15 protein-coding genes and 1 pseudogene are annotated in these 17,066 nt (G+C 70.3%); 8 read left to right on the top strand and 8 right to left on the bottom strand.

Annotated features, from left to right (window positions below):
- The coding region (locus KXR53_RS30050; protein WP_437379212.1) for a hypothetical protein at nt 1-642 on the top strand (642 nt) is incomplete at its 5' end.
- Between the two features lie 298 nt (nt 643-940).
- Here the strand turns inward: KXR53_RS30050 and KXR53_RS30055 are convergent.
- Nucleotides 941-1,909, bottom strand: a complete 969-nt coding sequence (locus tag KXR53_RS30055; RefSeq protein WP_437379214.1) for an adenylate/guanylate cyclase domain-containing protein — start codon at nt 1,907-1,909, stop codon at nt 941-943.
- Between the two features lie 175 nt (nt 1,910-2,084).
- On the opposite strand from KXR53_RS30055, the gene KXR53_RS30060 reads away from it, so the two are divergent.
- The gene (locus KXR53_RS30060) at nt 2,085-2,363 is read left to right on the top strand and encodes a hypothetical protein (RefSeq protein ID WP_437379216.1); all 279 of its coding nucleotides are present in this window, start codon (nt 2,085-2,087) and stop codon (nt 2,361-2,363) included.
- Between the two features lie 3 nt (nt 2,364-2,366).
- On the opposite strand, the gene KXR53_RS30065 is transcribed toward KXR53_RS30060, so the two are convergent.
- Both KXR53_RS30065 and KXR53_RS30070 read right to left on the bottom strand, forming a co-directional pair.
- A complete protein-coding gene (locus tag KXR53_RS30065; protein ID WP_437379218.1) occupies nt 2,367-2,750 on the bottom strand; it encodes a rhodanese-like domain-containing protein in 384 nt (127 codons plus the stop codon).
- Nucleotides 2,751-2,764: 14 nt separating this feature from the next.
- Nucleotides 2,765-3,349, bottom strand: a complete 585-nt coding sequence (locus tag KXR53_RS30070; protein WP_437379220.1) for a carboxymuconolactone decarboxylase family protein — start codon at nt 3,347-3,349, stop codon at nt 2,765-2,767.
- Between the two features lie 210 nt (nt 3,350-3,559).
- Here KXR53_RS30070 and KXR53_RS30075 point away from each other — a divergent pair, with 210 nt between their 5' ends.
- Nucleotides 3,560-4,531: a phosphoribosylaminoimidazolesuccinocarboxamide synthase gene (locus KXR53_RS30075; RefSeq protein WP_437379222.1), complete on the top strand. Its 972-nt coding sequence runs from the start codon at nt 3,560-3,562 to the stop codon at nt 4,529-4,531.
- Between the two features lie 165 nt (nt 4,532-4,696).
- Here KXR53_RS30075 and KXR53_RS30080 read toward each other — a convergent pair whose 3' ends face one another.
- Nucleotides 4,697-6,706: an alpha/beta fold hydrolase gene (locus KXR53_RS30080; protein ID WP_437379224.1), complete on the bottom strand. Its 2,010-nt coding sequence runs from the start codon at nt 6,704-6,706 to the stop codon at nt 4,697-4,699.
- A gap of 10 nt (nt 6,707-6,716) precedes the next feature.
- A complete protein-coding gene (locus tag KXR53_RS30085) occupies nt 6,717-7,124 on the bottom strand; it encodes a tellurite resistance TerB family protein (RefSeq protein ID WP_437379226.1) in 408 nt (135 codons plus the stop codon).
- 158 nt (nt 7,125-7,282) lie between these two features.
- On the opposite strand from KXR53_RS30085, the gene KXR53_RS30090 reads away from it, so the two are divergent.
- The 4 genes from KXR53_RS30090 to KXR53_RS30105 all read left to right on the top strand — a co-directional run bounded on the left by KXR53_RS30090 (nt 7,283) and on the right by KXR53_RS30105 (nt 11,921).
- Nucleotides 7,283-8,236 carry an AEC family transporter gene (locus tag KXR53_RS30090; RefSeq protein WP_437379228.1) on the top strand — a complete coding sequence of 318 codons (954 nt, stop codon included), beginning with the start codon at nt 7,283-7,285 and terminating at the stop codon, nt 8,234-8,236.
- A 100-nt stretch (nt 8,237-8,336) separates the two neighbouring features.
- Nucleotides 8,337-9,599: a glucose-1-phosphate adenylyltransferase gene (glgC, locus tag KXR53_RS30095; RefSeq protein ID WP_437379230.1), complete on the top strand. Its 1,263-nt coding sequence runs from the start codon at nt 8,337-8,339 to the stop codon at nt 9,597-9,599.
- Nucleotides 9,600-9,681: 82 nt separating this feature from the next.
- The gene (gene glgA, locus KXR53_RS30100) at nt 9,682-11,151 is read left to right on the top strand and encodes a glycogen synthase GlgA (RefSeq protein ID WP_437379232.1); all 1,470 of its coding nucleotides are present in this window, start codon (nt 9,682-9,684) and stop codon (nt 11,149-11,151) included.
- On the top strand, nt 11,148-11,921 hold the full coding sequence (locus tag KXR53_RS30105; RefSeq protein ID WP_437379234.1) for an alpha/beta hydrolase: 774 nt from the start codon (nt 11,148-11,150) through the stop codon (nt 11,919-11,921). Before glgA ends, KXR53_RS30105 begins: the two co-directional genes overlap by 4 nt.
- Here the strand turns inward: KXR53_RS30105 and KXR53_RS30110 are convergent, their stop codons facing one another.
- On the bottom strand, nt 11,922-12,200 hold the full coding sequence (locus tag KXR53_RS30110) for a hypothetical protein (protein ID WP_437379236.1): 279 nt from the start codon (nt 12,198-12,200) through the stop codon (nt 11,922-11,924). It lies immediately after the preceding gene.
- A 183-nt stretch (nt 12,201-12,383) separates the two neighbouring features.
- Here KXR53_RS30110 and KXR53_RS30115 point away from each other — a divergent pair, with 183 nt between their 5' ends.
- Nucleotides 12,384-13,772, top strand: a complete 1,389-nt coding sequence (locus KXR53_RS30115; protein WP_437379238.1) for a serine hydrolase — start codon at nt 12,384-12,386, stop codon at nt 13,770-13,772.
- Between the two features lie 243 nt (nt 13,773-14,015).
- Here KXR53_RS30115 and KXR53_RS30120 read toward each other — a convergent pair.
- Nucleotides 14,016-14,225, bottom strand: a pseudogene (locus KXR53_RS30120) (type II toxin-antitoxin system prevent-host-death family antitoxin); the annotation flags it as partial.
- A 24-nt stretch (nt 14,226-14,249) separates the two neighbouring features.
- The gene (locus KXR53_RS30125; RefSeq protein ID WP_437379240.1) at nt 14,250-17,036 is read right to left on the bottom strand and encodes an ATP-dependent DNA helicase; all 2,787 of its coding nucleotides are present in this window, start codon (nt 17,034-17,036) and stop codon (nt 14,250-14,252) included.
- Nucleotides 17,037-17,066 lie beyond the last annotated feature (30 nt).

Consider the following 17,066-nt stretch of genomic DNA (forward strand, 5'->3'; position numbering starts at 1 on the left):
CCGCCCGTCCCCGCCCAGCCCCCGGCCGCCGCCCCGGCTCCCGCACCGGCCCAGCCGCCGGCGCAGCCGGCCTCCGCCTCGCTCGCCGGCACCCGCGTGTTCAGCGATGATTTCAGCGACGGCAACTACACCGCCAACCCGGCCTGGATCTCGCTGCAGGGCAGCTGGACCGTCGACGGCCGCGGCCTGCACAGCGACACCAAGGCGGCTGCGGGGCAGCAGGGCGGGGTCGCGGCGATCGCGCTGCAGCAGGGGCTGAAGAACAGCTTCGGCCTCGAATTCGATCTCACCGACGTCGCCAATCAGGGGCAGTTCGAGATCCGGGTGTATCAGGGCGCGTCGAAGGACTCCGGCTACCGGCTGGTCTACCTGCCGTCCAACAGCCCGGTCTTCGCCCTGTACCGCGCCGGGCGGTCGGGCATCACCCAGGTGGCGCAGACCACCAACACCGCGCCGCTGCGCCGCGGCGACCGCACTCGCATCACCTGGACCCGCGACGCCGCCGGCCGGATGGTGGTGGCGCTCGACGGCAAGACCATCATCGAGGCCAGCGACAACGGCTTCCGCGACGGCTGGAACGGCGTGATGCTGGTCAATTTCGGCGGCGACTTCGCCCTGCGCTCGGCCCAGGGCGTGAATTGATCCGGGGCGGGCTGCACTCATACCGGATCGAAGAAAGCGATCGTTCCTTGACAACGGTTTGCCGTGTCAAGCGCTTTCAGCTCCTTGACCGCTTCTCAGCCTTATCCGGCCATCAAACTTCAACGCCGGATCGGCTGAGATGGGTGGGAAGCGGTAATTCGCATCCGCTCGGTTAACGAGAAAGTTGCGCCAATACCGGGCATCGAAGTCAAGCCAGGAGGCTGGGCTTTTCTCGCTCGTACCGGTTCACGCCGGGCTAATGCCGTTGACACCACCGAGTCCAGTATCCGCCCGACCTTCATCCGCGATTTGTGACTTCGTTGGCCTTGATCACCCTGGCGGCAAGGTTCCGGAACATCTCTCGCTCAGGTTCAGAAAGTGCTGCCATGACCCGGTCCTGCGCCGCGGTTGCGATGGGGCGCAGCCGCTCACGAATGTCGCAACCCGCTTCCGTCAAGGTCAGGCCTGATGGCGCTCTCGCAATAAGCCCCCGTTGCTCAAGTCGTTTGACGATTTGCCTGACCTTCTTGATGTCGAGCGCGAGCCAATCGGACAATTCACGCTGATCAATACCTGGTTTATCTTCCAGAGAAGCGAGGATCGGAGCTTCGAAGAATTCCAAGCCGACGGTCTTTGTGGCCTCCCGCATGGCCTTGGACATGATGTCAAAGAGACGCCTCAGAAGATATATTTCATGTATACGATGGACCGGGGGAAGCGCCTGGGCCCGTTGGCCCGCTGGACGCGCCAGAAAGGCACGGATGGGTAAGTCGAGGTTCTTCACCGATTGCAGCCCGAGATCTTCGAAGACTATCGGCAGAACGCGGTGGACGTACTGGTGAGCTGACTCTGACAAGCACACTGTCCCCGGCTGAGCCAGACCCTGCATCCGTGCGGCCACGTTGACACCACCGCCAAAGAGATCGCCGTTCCTGACGATCACCTCGCCAACATGCAATCCAATCCGAAAGGAAACCCGACGCTCCTCGGGAACCTCCTCATGCACGGCGGCCACCCGCTCCTGGATGCCGAGTGCACACTGCAGTGCGTCAACGGCGCTTGGGAACTCTGCTAGAATGCTGTCCCCGGCGGTGTTCGCAATGCGACCACCGTGCTGTGCAATGAGACGGTCCGTAATTTCTCGGTGGGAAGAGAGAAGACGCAGTGTGCCGGCCTCATCCGCGTTCATCAAAAGTGTGTAGGCGGCGACGTCGGCACAGAAGATTGCGGCAAGCCGACGCTGAACGGTGGGGGCCGGATTGTTCATTGTCGTTCGCGCCCCTCCTGCCTGACTGACATACATCTCATGACCGGCGTGCTACGCCGAGGCTGCTTCCAAAGGACAGCATTTACAAGAGCGACGTCTCGGCCGGAAGCGCGTACCGGCACCGCAAGACCTGGCCGTCGCGGAGGGCTGCTGTGGGCTCAATCGAGCCGTTCATTTGGTCCGCCGCGACACGCGGGAGTCCTGGTCTGCCGGTCGCAAGCTCTACGAGCCCGGCGACATCACCGTCCCGGTGCTGCTGGTCCAGGTCGAATGGGACCTCGACGTGCCGCTCGGCGTGGCGCAGGCCTACTTCACCAGCCTGACCGGCGCCCCGTACCGGCGCTGGATCGAGATCGGCGAGGGCACCCACATGGTGCTGATGGAGAAGAACCGCCTGCAGGCCTTCCGCGCCATTGCCGAGTTCCTCGACGAGACCTACGTGCCGGAGGGGTGAGGGTCAGGCCGGAACCGGCTCCACCGCGCCGCCGGCCTCGGCCCAGTCCTTGAAGGCGCCGAGGTTGCGCACGTCCGTGTAGCCGAGATCCTGCAGCGCCTTGCCGGCCAGCGCCGACCGCCCGCCGGAGGCGCAGTACAGGATCACCGTCCGGTCGCGGCGGAAGGCCGGGTCGTGATAGGGCGACTCCGGGTCGGCGCGGAACTCCAGCATGCCGCGCGAGACATGCAGCGCGCCGGCGACCTTGCCGGCGGCCTTCAGCTCCGGCGCATCGCGCACGTCGACCACCAGCGCGCCCTGCTGCATCAGCGCGGCCGCCTCCTCGCGGCCGACCCGCGGCACCGCGGCATTGGCGGCGGCAAGCATCTCCTTGACCGATGTCGGCATCGGGACCTCCTGGGTTACGAGGGCTTGCGTCCGACCGCGAGCGCGGCCGCGAAGCCCTCCGGGTCGATGAAGGCGGGCTCAGGCCCGGCGCCGGTGGCGTCGAAGAACCGGGCCATGAAGCAGCGCAGCGCCGCGCACAGCGCGATGTCGGCGATCTGCATGTCGCGGAAGCCGGCGGCGCGCAGCGCGTCGATGTCCCGCTGGGTGATGCGCGAGGCGTCGCGGGCGACGGCTTCGGCATAGGCCAGCATGGCGACGTCGCGGGCGTCCAGCCCGGCCGTCCGGAAATCGGCCTGCACGGCCAGGACCTTGTCCCGAGATCCCAGATCCTCCACCAGCATTCTGCCGTAGACCATCGAGCAGTAGGTCGAGGGCACCTGCTTCGCGGCGACGAAGGTGATCAGCCGCCAGTCGCGCGGGGAGAGGGAGAAGTTCGCCTTCACCTTGGCATAGAACTCCTCCCAGGCCGGCAGCAGGTCGGGGCGTGCCGTCCAGCAGGCGGTCGCCGACATGACGAAGCCGAGCTGCGTCCGGTCCGCCGCATAGGAATCCGCGACCTTGCCGGTCGCATCCTCTTCCCGGATCGTCTCCAGAAACATCGTGCACGCCTCCAGCCGGCCGGCTGCCGCCGCAGCGGACACCGGACCGCCGCCGATCAGGATCGGGAGCAGGCGAGGGGCCGTCAATCTCCCGAATGGGAGGTGACAAGGGCGCCGGATTGTGCGTCGGGCGCAATAGGCCCGATTTCGGATGTGCGCGGAACCCAGCCGCGTTAAAGATCGCATCGGCTTCCCGAAGGACGAAGAACGATGGATTTCACGGTCCTGGACGACCGCCCCTATCCGGTGCTCGCCGACGCGACGATCCCGGAGTTGCCGGCCCATTACCGCGGCAAGGTGCGCGATAATTACGACCTGCCGGACGGGCGGCGCATCATCATCGCCACCGACCGGATCAGCGCCTTCGACCGGATCCTGGCGTCGATCCCGCTGAAGGGGCAGGTGCTGACCCAGACCGCGCGCTTTTGGTTCGAGGAGACGCGCGACATCTGCCCGAACCACGTGCTGGACTATCCCGACCCGAACGTCGTGGTCGGCCGCCGGCTCGATATCCTGCCGGTCGAGATCGTGGTGCGGGACTATCTGGCCGGCACCACCGGCACCTCGATCCTGACCCTGTACAAGGCCGGCCAGCGCCAGATGTACGGCGTCCGCCTGCCCGACGGGCTGCGCGACAACCAGAGGCTGCCGCAGCCGATCATCACCCCGACCAGCAAGGCCTTCGACGGCGGCCATGACGAGCCGCTGACGCCGGAGGAGATCGTCTCCCAGGGCCTGCTGACCGCAGGGCAGTGGCAGCAGCTCAGCGACACTGCCTTCGCGCTCTTCGCCCGCGGGCAGGAGATCGCGCGCCGGCACGGCCTGATCCTGGTCGACACCAAATACGAGTTCGGCACCGACGCCGACGGCCGCATCGTCCTGGCCGACGAGATCCACACGCCGGACAGCAGCCGCTACTGGCTCGCGCACAGCTATGAGGACCGCTTCGCCCGCGGCGAACGGCCGGAAAGCTTCGACAAGGACTTCGTCCGCAGCTGGGTGGCGGCGCGCTGTGATCCGTACAAGGATCCGATCCCGGAGATCCCGGCGGAGGTGATCCGCGACACCACCCAGGTCTATGTCCGCGCCTACGAGACCATCACCGGCCGCCGCTTCGAGATGCCGGACCGGAGCCGGCCGGTGCTGGAGCGGATCCGGGAGAATCTGGCGAAGTACTTCTGAGGCCGGCACCCGCCCCCTCACCCGAAATCGCTGACGCGATTTCGACCTCTCCCCAAGGAGAGGTGTAGGGGCGCCGCACCGATTCCCTCTCCTTGGGGAGAGGGAGGGGCCCGTCGCGCAGCGACGGGAGGGTGAGGGGGAGGACTGTGCCGCCGGGGCGTGCCTCTACGGCGCAATCCGCTCCGCCACCACCGTCCGCCCCTCGATCGTGCCGGTGATGCGGGCCACGGCGTCGGTGTCGCGGTCGTTCCAGGCCAGGGCCAGCGTGCCCACCGCCGCGCCCGCCAGCGTCAGCTCGGCAGTGACGTCGCCGGTCGCCTGGTTCCAGCGGATCGTGCCGGACACGGCCAGGTCCTCGGCCCAGCGGATCTGGTCGAGGGTGAAGGCATAGCCTTCGTCGAAAGCCTCGAAGCTGAACCGGCCGCCGCGCAGCCCGACGCCGCTGCCGGTCGAGTTGACGAAATAGCGCGCCAGCACGTCGCCCGCCGTCTCCGCCGCCGCGGAAGCGATGCGCAGGTCGGTCTCGGTCGCGGCATTGCCGGCATCGGCCTTGGCCGGTGCCACCTCGCCCGCCTTGACAGCGAAGGCCGGCACGGTGCGGATCGGCCGGATCCGTTGGGTGCAGGAGGTGTCGCCGGCGTCGCCGCCCGAGCGCACGAAGGTCAGCACGATCGGCGCGACGCAACCGGTGGCGTCGGCGCCCTTCGGCGGCACGAAGATCGCCTGGTCGGTGATCGCAGTGATGTGAGTCAGGTTGCGGAGCTGGACATAGGTCGCGTCCGGGAACAGCCGCGCCGTCTCCAGCCCCTCGATCGGCGAGGTGATGCTGTCGATGTCGCCCGACAGCACCAGGGTCGGCACCGCCGGGAAGGGCTTCTCGGGGTCGGCCGCGCTGCCGGGAACGACATCCTTCGGCGGCGCCGGCCAGTCGAGGCACAGGTCGCGCCGCTCCCATTTGTGCGGCGAGGCGTCGACCTCGGCGATGGTGAAGGGGGCATAGACCTCGCGGTCGGTCGCCTGCTTCCGCGCCGTGGCGCGGGCGAGTTGGCGCCGCCGCTCGGCCGGCGACGCCTCGGCGCGAAACAGCCGCGGATAGTCGCTGCAGACCACAGCGACATAGAGGGCGGTGGAGAAGGCGGATGGGTCGGCCCCCGGCGTGTTCCAGGACGAGGCCTCGGCCATCAGCCGGTGCAGCGGCACCGGGTCCCGGGCATCGAGAAAGGCGCGCGCCGCGGCGTCCAGCTCGCGGTAGAAGGTCGGGCTGCCGCCGGCGCTGTTCATGGTCAGGAACAGGGTCGGGGCGTCGACCGCGATGCCGACGGTGTTGCCGTCGCCGTCCGGCGCCTCGGCCTTGCCCGGCCTGGCCCGCAGCGCCGCCACCAGGCGCTCGATCCGGTCGAGCGAGCGGCCGCCGAGGGCGCGGCAGCTCTGCGAGCGTTGGCACACCAGCTCGAACCCGTCGCGGGCGGTGGCCCATTCGGTCGCGAACCAGGGCGACAGGCCGATGGTCGGATAGGCGCTGTCCAGCACCAGGGTGCGCAGCCGGTCCGGATGGCGCTGGGCGAAGACCTGGCCGAACCAGGTGCCGTAGCTGTCGCCGTAGAAGTCGATCTTGCCGATCTGCAGCGCGTCCAGCACTGCCGCCACGTCGTCGGCCGCCGGCGCCGTGCCGTACATCCAGGCGGCGGGACCCAGCTGCCGGCCGCAGGCGGCGACGGCCGCCGGCACGAACTCGCCCGCCTCCTGCAGCGCCTGGCACTGGATCGGGTCGGACAGGCCGGTGCCGCGCTTGTCGACCAGCAGCGTGTCGCGCCGGTCGCGCAGCGGCTCGAACAGCTTCAGATAGCCCTCCCGCGTGCCGGTGGAGGAATAGCCGGGCCCGCCTTCCTGGGCCAGGATCACGCCCTCGGCCGGCTGGTCGATGTCGCGGCGCGGGTAGTATTCGAAGCCGATTGTCACCGTGCCGGGCAGCGCGCCGGCGGGATCCAGCGGTCGGGTGATCCGGCCGCAGAAGCCGCCGAAATCGGGCTGGCAGGCGGTCAGAGTCAGGCTGCCGACCTGAAGCGTCGCGGCCGGGGCCTCGGCCGGGGGCGGTGCCTGTTCCTGCGCCACGGCACCGCTCGCGGCCAGCAGGGCGGCGGCGAGCCACAGCCGGGGCGGCCGCGCCAGCAGCATTTGACGGTCTCTACAAGGTCCGGTGCCGGGCGCGGGAGCCGCGCTCGATCGCCGCCGCCACCAGCCGGTCGACCTCGAACTTGTCGCGCATCAGCTCCAGGAGGCGCAGCTCTGGCTGGCTGGCGCTGCCGTCCGCGGCGATCGAATCGCAGGCGATGGCGTAGGCGGTCTCGCGCAGATGCTTCGGCAGCGTCTCGGCGATGATGTCGAGGGCGCGGTCGATGCCGTCATCCTGCTGTAGCAGCTCGATGCAGTCGCGGGTCAGGTCCGGGATGCGGTCGATGTCGAAGCCGCGGAACACCGGCAGGAACCGCACCATCTCCGACAGCGTCTCGACCTCCGCATCGGTCATGTTCTTGTCGGCCACGGAGGCAAGCACCATGGTGTAGATCAGGGCGCCGTGGGCGTCGGTGGTCATGGCAGTCTCCGCTGGCCGGCGAGTCGCGGGAAGGATCGCCCCGGATATCGCCCGGATCGCGCCGGGGCGTCAAGGCGAGCGGCCCTGACCATGGCGCCGGCCCCGGCCGCGACGACCGCGCTTCCCCCGCCCCGATGCGGCATGGCATGAGGGGCGCCATGCAGGCGGTCATCGACGTGGCGTTGCCGGTCTTCGGCGTGATCTTCCTCGGCGTCTTCGCCGGGCGCATCCGGCTGCTCGGCCGGGCCCAGTCCGAGGCTTTGAACGGCTTCGTCTACTGGATCGCGCTGCCGGCGCTCCTGTTCCTGGCCATGGCCCGCACCCCGGTGGCGGAGATCGTCAACCTCAACTTCATCGGCGCCTTCCTCGGCGGCATCCTCGCGGTCTGGCTGCTCGGGGCGGTCCTCGGCGCGCTGCTGCACCGGGCCGATGCCAGTGAGGCGACGATGCAGGGCATGAGCGCCAGCTTCTCCAACACCGGCTATATGGGCATCCCGCTCTTCGCCGCCGCCTTCGGCCCGGCCCGCGGCCTGCCGCCGGCGTCGCTGGCGACCGTGATCATGAGCGCCGCCTGCGTCGGCCTGGCCGTGGTCGCGCTCGAGCTGACCGGCCGCAACGGCCGCGGCGTCCTGGGCGCCGCCCGCGACGTGGCCCTGGCCCTGCTGAAGAACCCGCTGGTGGTGGCGCCGGTGCTGGGCGTCGCCTGGTCCGGGGCCGGGCTGTCGATACCGGCACCGCTGGCCACGCTGCTGTCGCTGCTCGGCGCCGCCGCCAGCCCCTGTGCCCTCTTCGCCATCGGCCTGTTCATGGCCGGCCAGGCGCTGCGCACCGGCCTCGGCGAGGTCGGCTGGATCTCGGTGCTGAAGCTCTTGTGGCAGCCGCTGATCACCTGGCTCCTTGCCGCCACCCTGTTCCCGATGGATCCGTTCTGGACCGCCAGCGCCGTGATCCTCGCCGCCCTGCCGACCGGGGCGCTGACCTTCGTCGTCGCCCAGCGCTACGGCGTCTATGTCGAGCGCAGCTCGGCGGTGATCCTGGTCTCGACCGTGGTCTCGGTGCTGACCCTTTCGCTGCTGCTGGCGATCTACGCGCCGCGCTTTCCGGCCGGGTGAGCGGCAGGCAGTCCTATAAAATTTGGCACAAACGAACGGTGCCGGATCGCGAAACCTGATGTTACTCTCCCGGAAATATCCGAAGCCGGGAGGATCCCCCATGCGTGACGACGGTCCGGTCCGCCAGCTCCCCAAGCGCACGATCGCGCTGGTCCTCGCCGGCGGACGGGGCAGCCGGCTGAAACAGCTGACCGACCGCAGGGCCAAGCCCGCGGTCTATTTCGGCGGCAAGTTCCGGATCATCGACTTCGCGCTGTCCAACTGCATCAACTCGGGCATCCGCCGCATCTATGTGCTGACCCAGTACAAGTCACACAGCCTGCTGCGCCACCTGCAGCGCGGCTGGGGCTATCTGCGCGCCGAGATGCATGAGTTCGTCGACCTGCTGCCGGCGCAGCAGCGGGTGGACGAGGCGATGTGGTACCGCGGCACCGCCGACGCGGTCTGGCAGAATCTCGACATCTTCGAGGCCGAAGGGCCCGACCACGTCCTGATCCTGGCCGGCGACCACGTCTACAAGATGGACTACGCGGCGATGCTCGAGGATCACGTCCGCAGCGGCGCCGACGTCACTGTCGGCTGCGTCGAGGTCCCGCGCATGGAGGCGACGGCCTTCGGCGTGATGCATGTCAACGATCAGTGGCGGGTGACCAGCTTCCTGGAGAAGCCGGCCGACCCGCCGCCGATGCCGGGCCGGCCCGACACCGCACTGGCCAGCATGGGCATCTATGTGTTCAGCATGCGCTTTTTGGCCGAGCAGCTGCGCCGCGACGCCGCCGACCCGACCTCGGAGCACGATTTCGGCAAGAACATCGTGCCCTATCTGGTCGAGAGCGCCCATGTCCGCGCCCACCGCTTCTCCGAGAGCGCGATCCCGAACCCGAGCTATGCCGAGCCTTATTGGCGCGACGTCGGCACCATCGACGCCTATTGGGCCGCCAATATCGACCTGACCACGGTGACCCCGGCGCTCGACCTGTACGACCAGGACTGGCCGATCTACACCTATCAGGAGCAGCTGCCGCCGGCGAAATTCGTGTTCGAGGACGGGGCGCGGGTCGGCAAGGCGGTGAACAGCACGGTCTCCGGCGGCTGCATCGTCTCCGGCTCCACCGTCCGGCAGTCGGTGCTGTTCTCGAAGGTGCGGGTCAACTCTTTCGCCCGGCTGCACGAGGCGGTGGTGCTGCCGGAATGCGACATCGGCCGCCACGCCCGGCTGAACCGGGTGGTGCTGGACCATGGCGTGAAGATCCCCGAAGGGCTGGTGGTGGGCGAGGATCCGGAGCTCGACGCCCGCCGCTTCCACCGCACCGAGACCGGCATCGTCCTGATCACCCAGCCGATGATCGACGCGCTGGGCTGACGGCTGGCCCCTGTGCCATTGTCGTCGCCGCCTGCCCACCGGCGGGGATGGCGGGCTGCGTCGAAGCGGAGGATCGAGCCGGATGAACGTCCTGCACGCGGTGTCGGAGATCTATCCGCTGGTCAAGACCGGCGGCCTGGCCGATGTCGCCGCGGCGCTGCCGCCGGCGCTGGCGGTGGCCGGGGTCTCGGCCCGCGTCCTGGTCCCGGCCTATCCGGCGGTGCGCCAGGCGATGCGGCGGCCGGAGCTGGTGCTGGAGGATCCGGCGCTGTTCGGCGGCGGCCCGGCGCAGGTGATGCTGGCGGAGCTCGAGGGCGTCGCCGTCCCGGCCTATGTGCTCGACAGTCCCGGCCTGTTCGCCCGGGACGGCAACCCCTATCTCGGCCCGGACCGGCAGGACTGGCCGGACAACCACCGCCGCTTCGCCGCCCTCGGCTGGGCCGCCGCCCGGCTCGGCCTCGGCGCCGATCCGCAGTGGCGGCCGGACATCGTCCACGGCCATGACTGGCAGGCCGGCCTCGCCCCGGCCTATCTGTCGTTCTGGGCCGGCGCAGCCCCCTCGGACGCCAGGCGCCCGCGCACCGTCACCACGATCCACAATATCGGCTTCACCGGCTGGTTCCCGGCGGAGACGGCGGCGGAGCTGGGATTGCCGCCGGAAAGCCTGTCCATCGACGGGCTGGAATATTTCGGCGGCGTCGGCTTCCTCAAGGCCGGGCTCTACTACGCCGACCGCATCACCACGGTCAGCCGCACCTATGCGCAGGAGATCCAGACGCCGGATTACGGCTATGCCCTGTCCGGCCTGCTGGCCGCCCGCGCCCCGGACCTCGTCGGCATCGTCAACGGCGCCGACTACGCCGTCTGGGACCCGCGCCACGACCCGCATCTGCCAGCGCCCTACGGGCCGGACGACCTGTCGAACAAGGCGGCGTCGAAGGCGGCGCTCCTGAGGGAATTCGGCCTGCCGGAGGATGACGGCGCCCCGCTCTTCGCCATGGTCAGCCGGCTGACCGGGCAGAAGGGCTGCGATCTGCTGCTGCATGCCGTCCCGGCGCTGGTCGCGGGCGGCGGCCGGCTGGCGCTGCTCGGCTCCGGCGACGGCGAGCTCGAATCCGGCTTCCGCGCCGCCGCGACGGAGCATCCCGACAACGTCGCCGTCCGCATCGGCTACGACGAGACTCTGTCCCATCTGGTGCAGGCCGGGGCCGACGTGCTGCTGGTGCCGTCGCGCACCGAGCCCTGCGGCCTGACTCAGATCTACGCGCTGCGCTACGGCACGCTGCCGCTGGTGCGCCGCACCGGCGGCCTGGCCGACACCGTGGTCAATGCCAGCCACGACGCCATCGTCGAGGACCGCGCCACCGGCTTCAGCTTCGACGACCCCACCGCCGCCGCCTTGGCCGGTACAATCAGCTGGGTCTGCGGCCTGTGGCGCGACCAGGCGCTGTGGGCGCAGCTGCAGCGCCGCGCCATGGCCCAGGATTTCAGCTGGGAGCGCGCGGCCCGGGACTACGTCGCCCTCTATCGCGACCTGCTGGCGGCGCCATGACCGAGCAGACTGGAACCATCCCGGCGGCCGACGGCGCGCCGGTCGTCTGGCGTCGCCGCGCGGGCGCCGCCGACGGCCGCCCCGGCCTCCTCTTCTGCGGCGGCTTCCGCTCGTCGATGGCGGGGGAGAAGGCGAGCTTCCTCGACGGCTTCGCCGCCGAACGCGGCCTCGCCTTCCTGCGCTTCGACTATCGCGGCCACGGCGCCTCGGGCGGCGTGTTCACGGAGCTGACGCTGGGCGACTGGATCGCCGACGCCCTTCTGGTGCTCGACCGGCTGACCGAGGGCCCGCAGATCCTGATCGGCTCCTCCATGGGCGCCTGGGTCGCGGCCTGCGCCGCGGTCGCCCGGCCGGGCCGGGTGGCGGGGCTGGTCGGCATCGCCGCCGCGCCCGACTTCACCGAGGATCTGATGCTGCCGGCCCTGGGCGAGGAGGGGCTGGCGCGGATGTGCCGCGACGGCTTCATCGACCGGCCCTCGGCCTATGGCGACGGCCCCTACCGCATCACCTGGCGGCTGATCGAGGAGGCGCGCTCGCACCTGCTGCTGCGCGGCCCGGTGCCCTTCGCCGGGCCGGCGCGCCTGCTGCACGGAATGGCGGATCCGGACGTGCCCTGGCGCCAGAGCCTGAAGCTGGCCGAGGCCCTGTCCGGCCCCGACGTCCGCCTGACGCTCATCAAGGACGGCGACCACCGCCTGTCCCGGCCGCAGGACCTGGTACTGCTGGGGCAGGCGGCGGAGGAAGTCGTGGCAGCCGCCAGGAGCGGGTGACTACGACAGGAACCCGAGAATCAGCCGGGCCGCCAGCGAGGCTACGACGCACACGGCGATCATGACGGCCAGGCCGCGAGCGGTCCGGTCAGCCCCCTCCGGCAGGATCTCCTTCGCCAGGAACATCAGCGACACGCCCGTCGCCACAGGAATGCCCTGGCCCCAGTCCGGGGTGCGGGCGATCAGCTGCGCCGTAGCCATGCACACGGCAAAAACTACGCCGATATCGAAGAGACTGCGGATCGTCGGCGATCGGAGCGGCTTGTCGAAGGCGGCCATCCGGCCCTCATGCGCAGTTGCGTCCGAACGCAATCCTATCAGACATTGCAGATCGGGTTGAGCGCCGCTCGATTCGGGCCTCCTCCCATGGAAGGTGGTGACGTCGACGCTGCCCGGATAGGCTGGCGGTTGCAAATCCTGCCTGCGCTATGACGGCCCATTGCGCCGCGCCGGGAGATGCCGATGCTGCGATCCTTGATCCTGACCGGGGGCCTCTGCCTGACGACGGCCATGGCAAACGCCCAGGCGCCCTCGCCGGTGCCGCCGGATGCCGAGATCCGCGCCATGCTGGCCGACCGGATCGACGTCCGGCAGCAGGGCGTCGGCATCGTCGTCGGGGTGATCGGGCAGGAGGGGCAGCGCATCGTGTCCTATGGCCGGCTGGACCGGGACGATCCGCGGGTGCCGGACGGCGATACCGTCTTCGAGATCGGCTCGGTCGCCAAGGTGTTCACGGCCCTGCTGCTGGCCGAGATGGCGCGGCGGGGCGAGGTGGCGCTGGACGACCCGGTGGCGCAGCACCTGCCCGTCGGGGTCCGGGTCCCCAAGCGCGGCCGGGCCATCACCCTGCAGGAGCTGGCCACCCACACCTCCGGCCTGCCGCGCATGCCGGAGAATTTCGCGCCGCGCGACCCCAGGGACCCCTATGCCGACTACACGCCGGCGCAGCTCTACGACTTCCTGTCCGGCTACCGCCTTCCCCGCGACGTCGGCGCCGAATTCGAATACTCCAATCTCGGCGCCGGGCTGCTCGGCCGGGCACTGGCGCACCGGGCGGGCACCGACTACGAGACGCTGGTCCGGACCCGGATCGCCGACCCGCTGGGGCTGCGCAGCACGGCGATCGTGCTGCCGCCCGAGCTGCAGGCCCGCCTCGCCCCCGGCCACGACGCGGCCTTGGAGACCGTGCCCAACTGGTATTCGCCGACCCTGGCCGGGGCCGGCGCGCTGCGCTCGACCGCCAACGATCTCCTGACCGTCCTCGGCGCCGCGATGGGCTATGACGACTCGCCGCTGCGGCCGGCGATGGACGACATGCTGGCGGTGCGCCGCGACACCGGCCATCCGGGCGATGCGGTGGCGCTGGGCTGGATGGTCAAGTCGCGCGGCGAGGACGAGCTGGTCTGGCACAATGGCGGCACCGGCGGCTACCGCTCCTTCGTCGGCTTCCTGCGCAAGGCGCGGATCGGCGTGGTCGCGCTGTCGAACACCTCGACCGAAATCGGCGTCGACGACATCGGCTTCCACCTGCTGGACCCCGCATTGCCGCTGTCCCCGCCGCCGAAGCCGCACCACCAGGTCGCGGTCGATCCCGCCTTGTTCGACGCCTATGTCGGGCGCTACCGGCTGGCGCCGGATTTCATCCTCACCGTGACGCGGGACGGCGACCGGCTGATGGCTCAGGCCACTGGGCAGGGAAAGTTCGAGATCTTCCCGGAAGGCGAGCGGCGGTTCTTCTACAAGGTGGTCGACGCCCAGATCACCTTCGAGACCGACCAAGCAGGCCGCGCGGTCCGGCTGATCCTGCATCAGGGCGGGCGCGACCAGCCGGCCGAGCGGATCGCGGATTAGAGCGGAGCAGGTTCAGGCCGGCTCGGGTCATTCCATCGCATCAAGACGGTGAGTTGTTGCCTCTCCCGCTTGCGAAACCTTCTCACAACTCCCAACACCGTCATTGCGAGCGCAGCGAAGCAATCCAGGGCCACTCGCATTGGCTCCTGGATTGCTTCGTCGGCTTCGCCTCCTCGCAATGATGAAGAGGGGACGGGCGTTGTAAAAAAGTCTCGCTTGCGGGAGAGGCAGCGCGAAGAAGCGTCACAGATCGACGTCGCGGAGCTTGAAGTTCATCCGCTCGAACTCGATGTCGACCTTCGGCGCGGACAGAAGATGTTCGGCCAAACTTCGGTGCGGTTTGACCAGCTTGCGGTACTCGGCCTCGGAGATCACGACCACCGCCGGCCGGCCGCGATGAGTCACATGCTGCGGCCCTTCCGTCAGTGCCTTCTCGACCAGCTCGCTGAACCGGTCTCTCGCGTCGCAGCCGCCAGCTCATTCGACACTCCTGTCCAGGTGAGTGACAGCAGCCACCGGCTCAAGGGCCAGGAACTCCCGCGTGATCGCCACCGCCTCGGCCAGGCCGATGCGCTGCACCTCGACCCCGGGCGGGAAGGCGGTGCACAGGCGGGTCGGCATCATCGGGTCCAGGAGGACGAAGACGCCGCGGTCGTCCGCCCGCCGCACCAGCCGGCCGAAGGCCTGTTTCAGGCGGAAGCGGGTCTGCATGTCGGTCCAGCGCTGCTTGCCGAAATGACTGCCGCGGGCGCGCGACAGGATGTCGGGGCGCGGCCAGGGTACCCGGTCGAACACCATCAGCCTGAGGGCCCGGCCCGGCACGTCGACCCCGTCGCGCACCGCGTCGGTGCCCAAGAGGCAGGCATCGGTCTCGCCGCGGAAGATGTCGACCAGGGTGCCGACATCCATGCCGTCGACATGCTGGGCGTAAAGCGGCAGCCCCGCCGCCTGCAGCGCCGGGGCGATGGCATGGTGCACGGCGCGCAGCCGGCTGACCGCGGTGAACAGCCCCAGCGCGCCGCCGCCGGCCGCCAGGAACAGCTCGCGATAGGCGGCGCCCACCTGCTCCAGGTCGTCCTTGCGCACGTCGCGCACGATCAGCACCCGGGTCAGGGACGGGTAGTCGAAGGGCGAGGGCACCTGGGCCCGGATCGCCGGCCGCGGCAGGTGGCCCGCGCCGGTGCGGTCTTCCGCCGCCCGCCAGTCCTCCGGCTGGTCGCCGGCGCCGTCGGTCAGGGTGGCGGAGGTGACGACGATGCCATGCGCCTGCCGCACCAGCGCGTCGACGAAGGGCCGGGTCGGGTCGACATAGTGGCGGTAGAAGCCGAAATCGAGCTCGCGGCCCTCCACCCGCTCCACCCCGAACCAGTCGACCAGCCAGGGCGGGGTCGGTTCGGCCAGGCCGGACAGCATGGCGCGCCAGCCGCCGATCTCCATCTTGGCGCGACGGTCCAGCGACCGGGCCGCGGCGTCCAGCCGCTGCCGCTGGTTCGGGTCCAGCGACCCGGCCTCCTCGTCCAGCCGCTCGCAGAACGACTTGGCCAGAGCCTGCAGCGGCACCTGCAGCTCGGCCAGCGCCGCGTCCAGCGCCTGGGCGGCGTCGACCAGCCCCTCCACCGGATCGGTGGTGTCGCATTCCAGGCTGTAGGGACCGTCGGAGCCCTGGGCCCGGGCATAGACCTGGGTCCGGGTCAGGGCCAGGAAGCGCTCGGCCGGGCCGCGCGGCTGGTCGTCATGGATGCGCTTGCCCCAGCCCGGGCCGGGCAGGGCGCGGGCGGCGCGCTCGATCTCCTCCAGCGCCGTCAGCGCGTTCTCGTCCGGCAGCAGGTCCTCCACCCTTCGGCGCAGGCCGCGGCCGCGGCTGGCCCGGCGCCCGCCCTCCTCATGGCCCAGCAGCCAGCGCCGCAGGTCGGTGGCCTCGAGCCCGGTCAGGTGCCCGGCGAAGGCCGAATCGGCAGCCTCGAACAGATGGTGCCCCTCGTCGAAGACGAAGCGGCTGGGCGCGTCGCGGTCGTCCACCCCGCCCAGCGCCGCCTGGATCATGACCAGGGCATGGTTGGCGATCACGATCTGCGCCTTGCGCGCCCGGCGGATGCCGCGCTCGATGAAGCAGCGGCTGTAATGCGGGCAGCCGGAATGGATGCACTCGCCGCGCCGGTCGGCCAGCGCCAGGCTGTTCGGCCGGCCGATGATGTCGGCCAGCCAGCCGGGGAAGTCGCCGCCGGTCAGGTCGCCGTCACGGGTCGCCGCGGCCCAGCGCGCCATCAACCCCAGCGGCACCGCGTCGCGCGGGTTCAGCGCCAGGCCGCGCACCGCGTCCTCGTAGTTCAGCAGGCAGAGGTAGTTCTCGCGCCCCTTGCGCAGCACCACCTGGCGGGCCTTCAAGACCGGGTCCGGGAACAGCCGGTCCATCTCGCTGTCGATCTGGTGCTGCAGGTTGCGGGTGTAGGTCGACACCCACACCGGCGCGCCGTTCTTCTGGGCCCAGACCGTGGCCGGCGCCAGATAGCCCAGGGTCTTGCCGGTGCCGGTGCCGGCCTGGGCCAGCACCACGGTCGGGTCGTCCGGCGCCGGCCGCGGGGCGAAGGCGGCGGCGGCGGCGACGGCATAGTCGCCCTGCTGCGGCCGCGGCTCGGCGCCCTCGCCCAGCATCTGGGCGAGGCGGGTGCGAGCCTCGCGCGGCTCGACCGGGTGCTGCGACGGCGGCGGGTTCGGCGGCTCCGCCTCCCATTCCGGCAGATGGGCCCAGACCTGATAGGCGCCGCGCTTGCGGTGATCCTCGACCGGCGCCCGCAGTCCCAGCGCCTTCAGCACGAAGGGTGCCCAGGGCCAGCCGGCCTCGCCCATCCGCGTCGCCAGCCCGGCCGGATCGCTGCGCTCGTCGGGGGCAGGAACCGACAGGCTGCGCAGCAGCGCCTCGGCCAGGCGGGGCAGGGCGATCGCCGCATCCTCCAGGCTGGCCGGCACCGGCAGGCCGAGGGCGGCGGCCAGGCCGCGCGGCGTCGGCACGCAGAACCGGCCGGGCCGGGCGAAGGCGAACAGCTCCAAGAGGTCGAAAGCGCCCAGCACCTCGAGGCCGCAGCGCCGCCCCACCGCCTTGGCGTGGCACAGCAAGAGGGGCGGCCCGTCGATTCGCCGGCGCAGCTCGGCCGCGTCCAGCGTCATCAGCTCCCCGTCCGCGGTCAGCAGCACGCCGCCCTCGGGGGCCAGCACCAGCGGCTCGGCTTCCGGCAGGGATAGGATCGGGGCAGGCGGGGCGATCATGCGCGCACTATAGGGTCCCGCGCCGCCCGC

The organism is Inquilinus limosus (genome assembly GCF_051487185.1).
Taxonomy (GTDB): Bacteria; Pseudomonadota; Alphaproteobacteria; order DSM-16000; family Inquilinaceae; genus Inquilinus; species Inquilinus limosus_F.

Excerpts from the sequence above, each read along its gene's own strand:
- KXR53_RS30055 (WP_437379214.1), bottom strand. The coding sequence starts at position 1,909 with ATGAACAATCCGGCCCCCACCGTTCAGCGTCGGCTTGCCGCAATCTTC.
- KXR53_RS30065 (WP_437379218.1), bottom strand. The coding sequence starts at position 2,750 with ATGCCGACATCGGTCAAGGAGATGCTTGCCGCCGCCAATGCCGCGGTG.
- KXR53_RS30070 (WP_437379220.1), bottom strand. The coding sequence starts at position 3,349 with ATGTTTCTGGAGACGATCCGGGAAGAGGATGCGACCGGCAAGGTCGCG.
- KXR53_RS30075 (WP_437379222.1), top strand. The coding sequence starts at position 3,560 with ATGGATTTCACGGTCCTGGACGACCGCCCCTATCCGGTGCTCGCCGAC.
- KXR53_RS30080 (WP_437379224.1), bottom strand. The coding sequence starts at position 6,706 with ATGCTGCTGGCGCGGCCGCCCCGGCTGTGGCTCGCCGCCGCCCTGCTG.
- KXR53_RS30085 (WP_437379226.1), bottom strand. The coding sequence starts at position 7,124 with ATGACCACCGACGCCCACGGCGCCCTGATCTACACCATGGTGCTTGCC.
- KXR53_RS30090 (WP_437379228.1), top strand. The coding sequence starts at position 7,283 with ATGCAGGCGGTCATCGACGTGGCGTTGCCGGTCTTCGGCGTGATCTTC.
- glgC (WP_437379230.1), top strand. The coding sequence starts at position 8,337 with ATGCGTGACGACGGTCCGGTCCGCCAGCTCCCCAAGCGCACGATCGCG.
- glgA (WP_437379232.1), top strand. The coding sequence starts at position 9,682 with ATGAACGTCCTGCACGCGGTGTCGGAGATCTATCCGCTGGTCAAGACC.
- KXR53_RS30105 (WP_437379234.1), top strand. The coding sequence starts at position 11,148 with ATGACCGAGCAGACTGGAACCATCCCGGCGGCCGACGGCGCGCCGGTC.
- KXR53_RS30110 (WP_437379236.1), bottom strand. The coding sequence starts at position 12,200 with ATGGCCGCCTTCGACAAGCCGCTCCGATCGCCGACGATCCGCAGTCTC.
- KXR53_RS30115 (WP_437379238.1), top strand. The coding sequence starts at position 12,384 with ATGCTGCGATCCTTGATCCTGACCGGGGGCCTCTGCCTGACGACGGCC.
- KXR53_RS30125 (WP_437379240.1), bottom strand. The coding sequence starts at position 17,036 with ATGATCGCCCCGCCTGCCCCGATCCTATCCCTGCCGGAAGCCGAGCCG.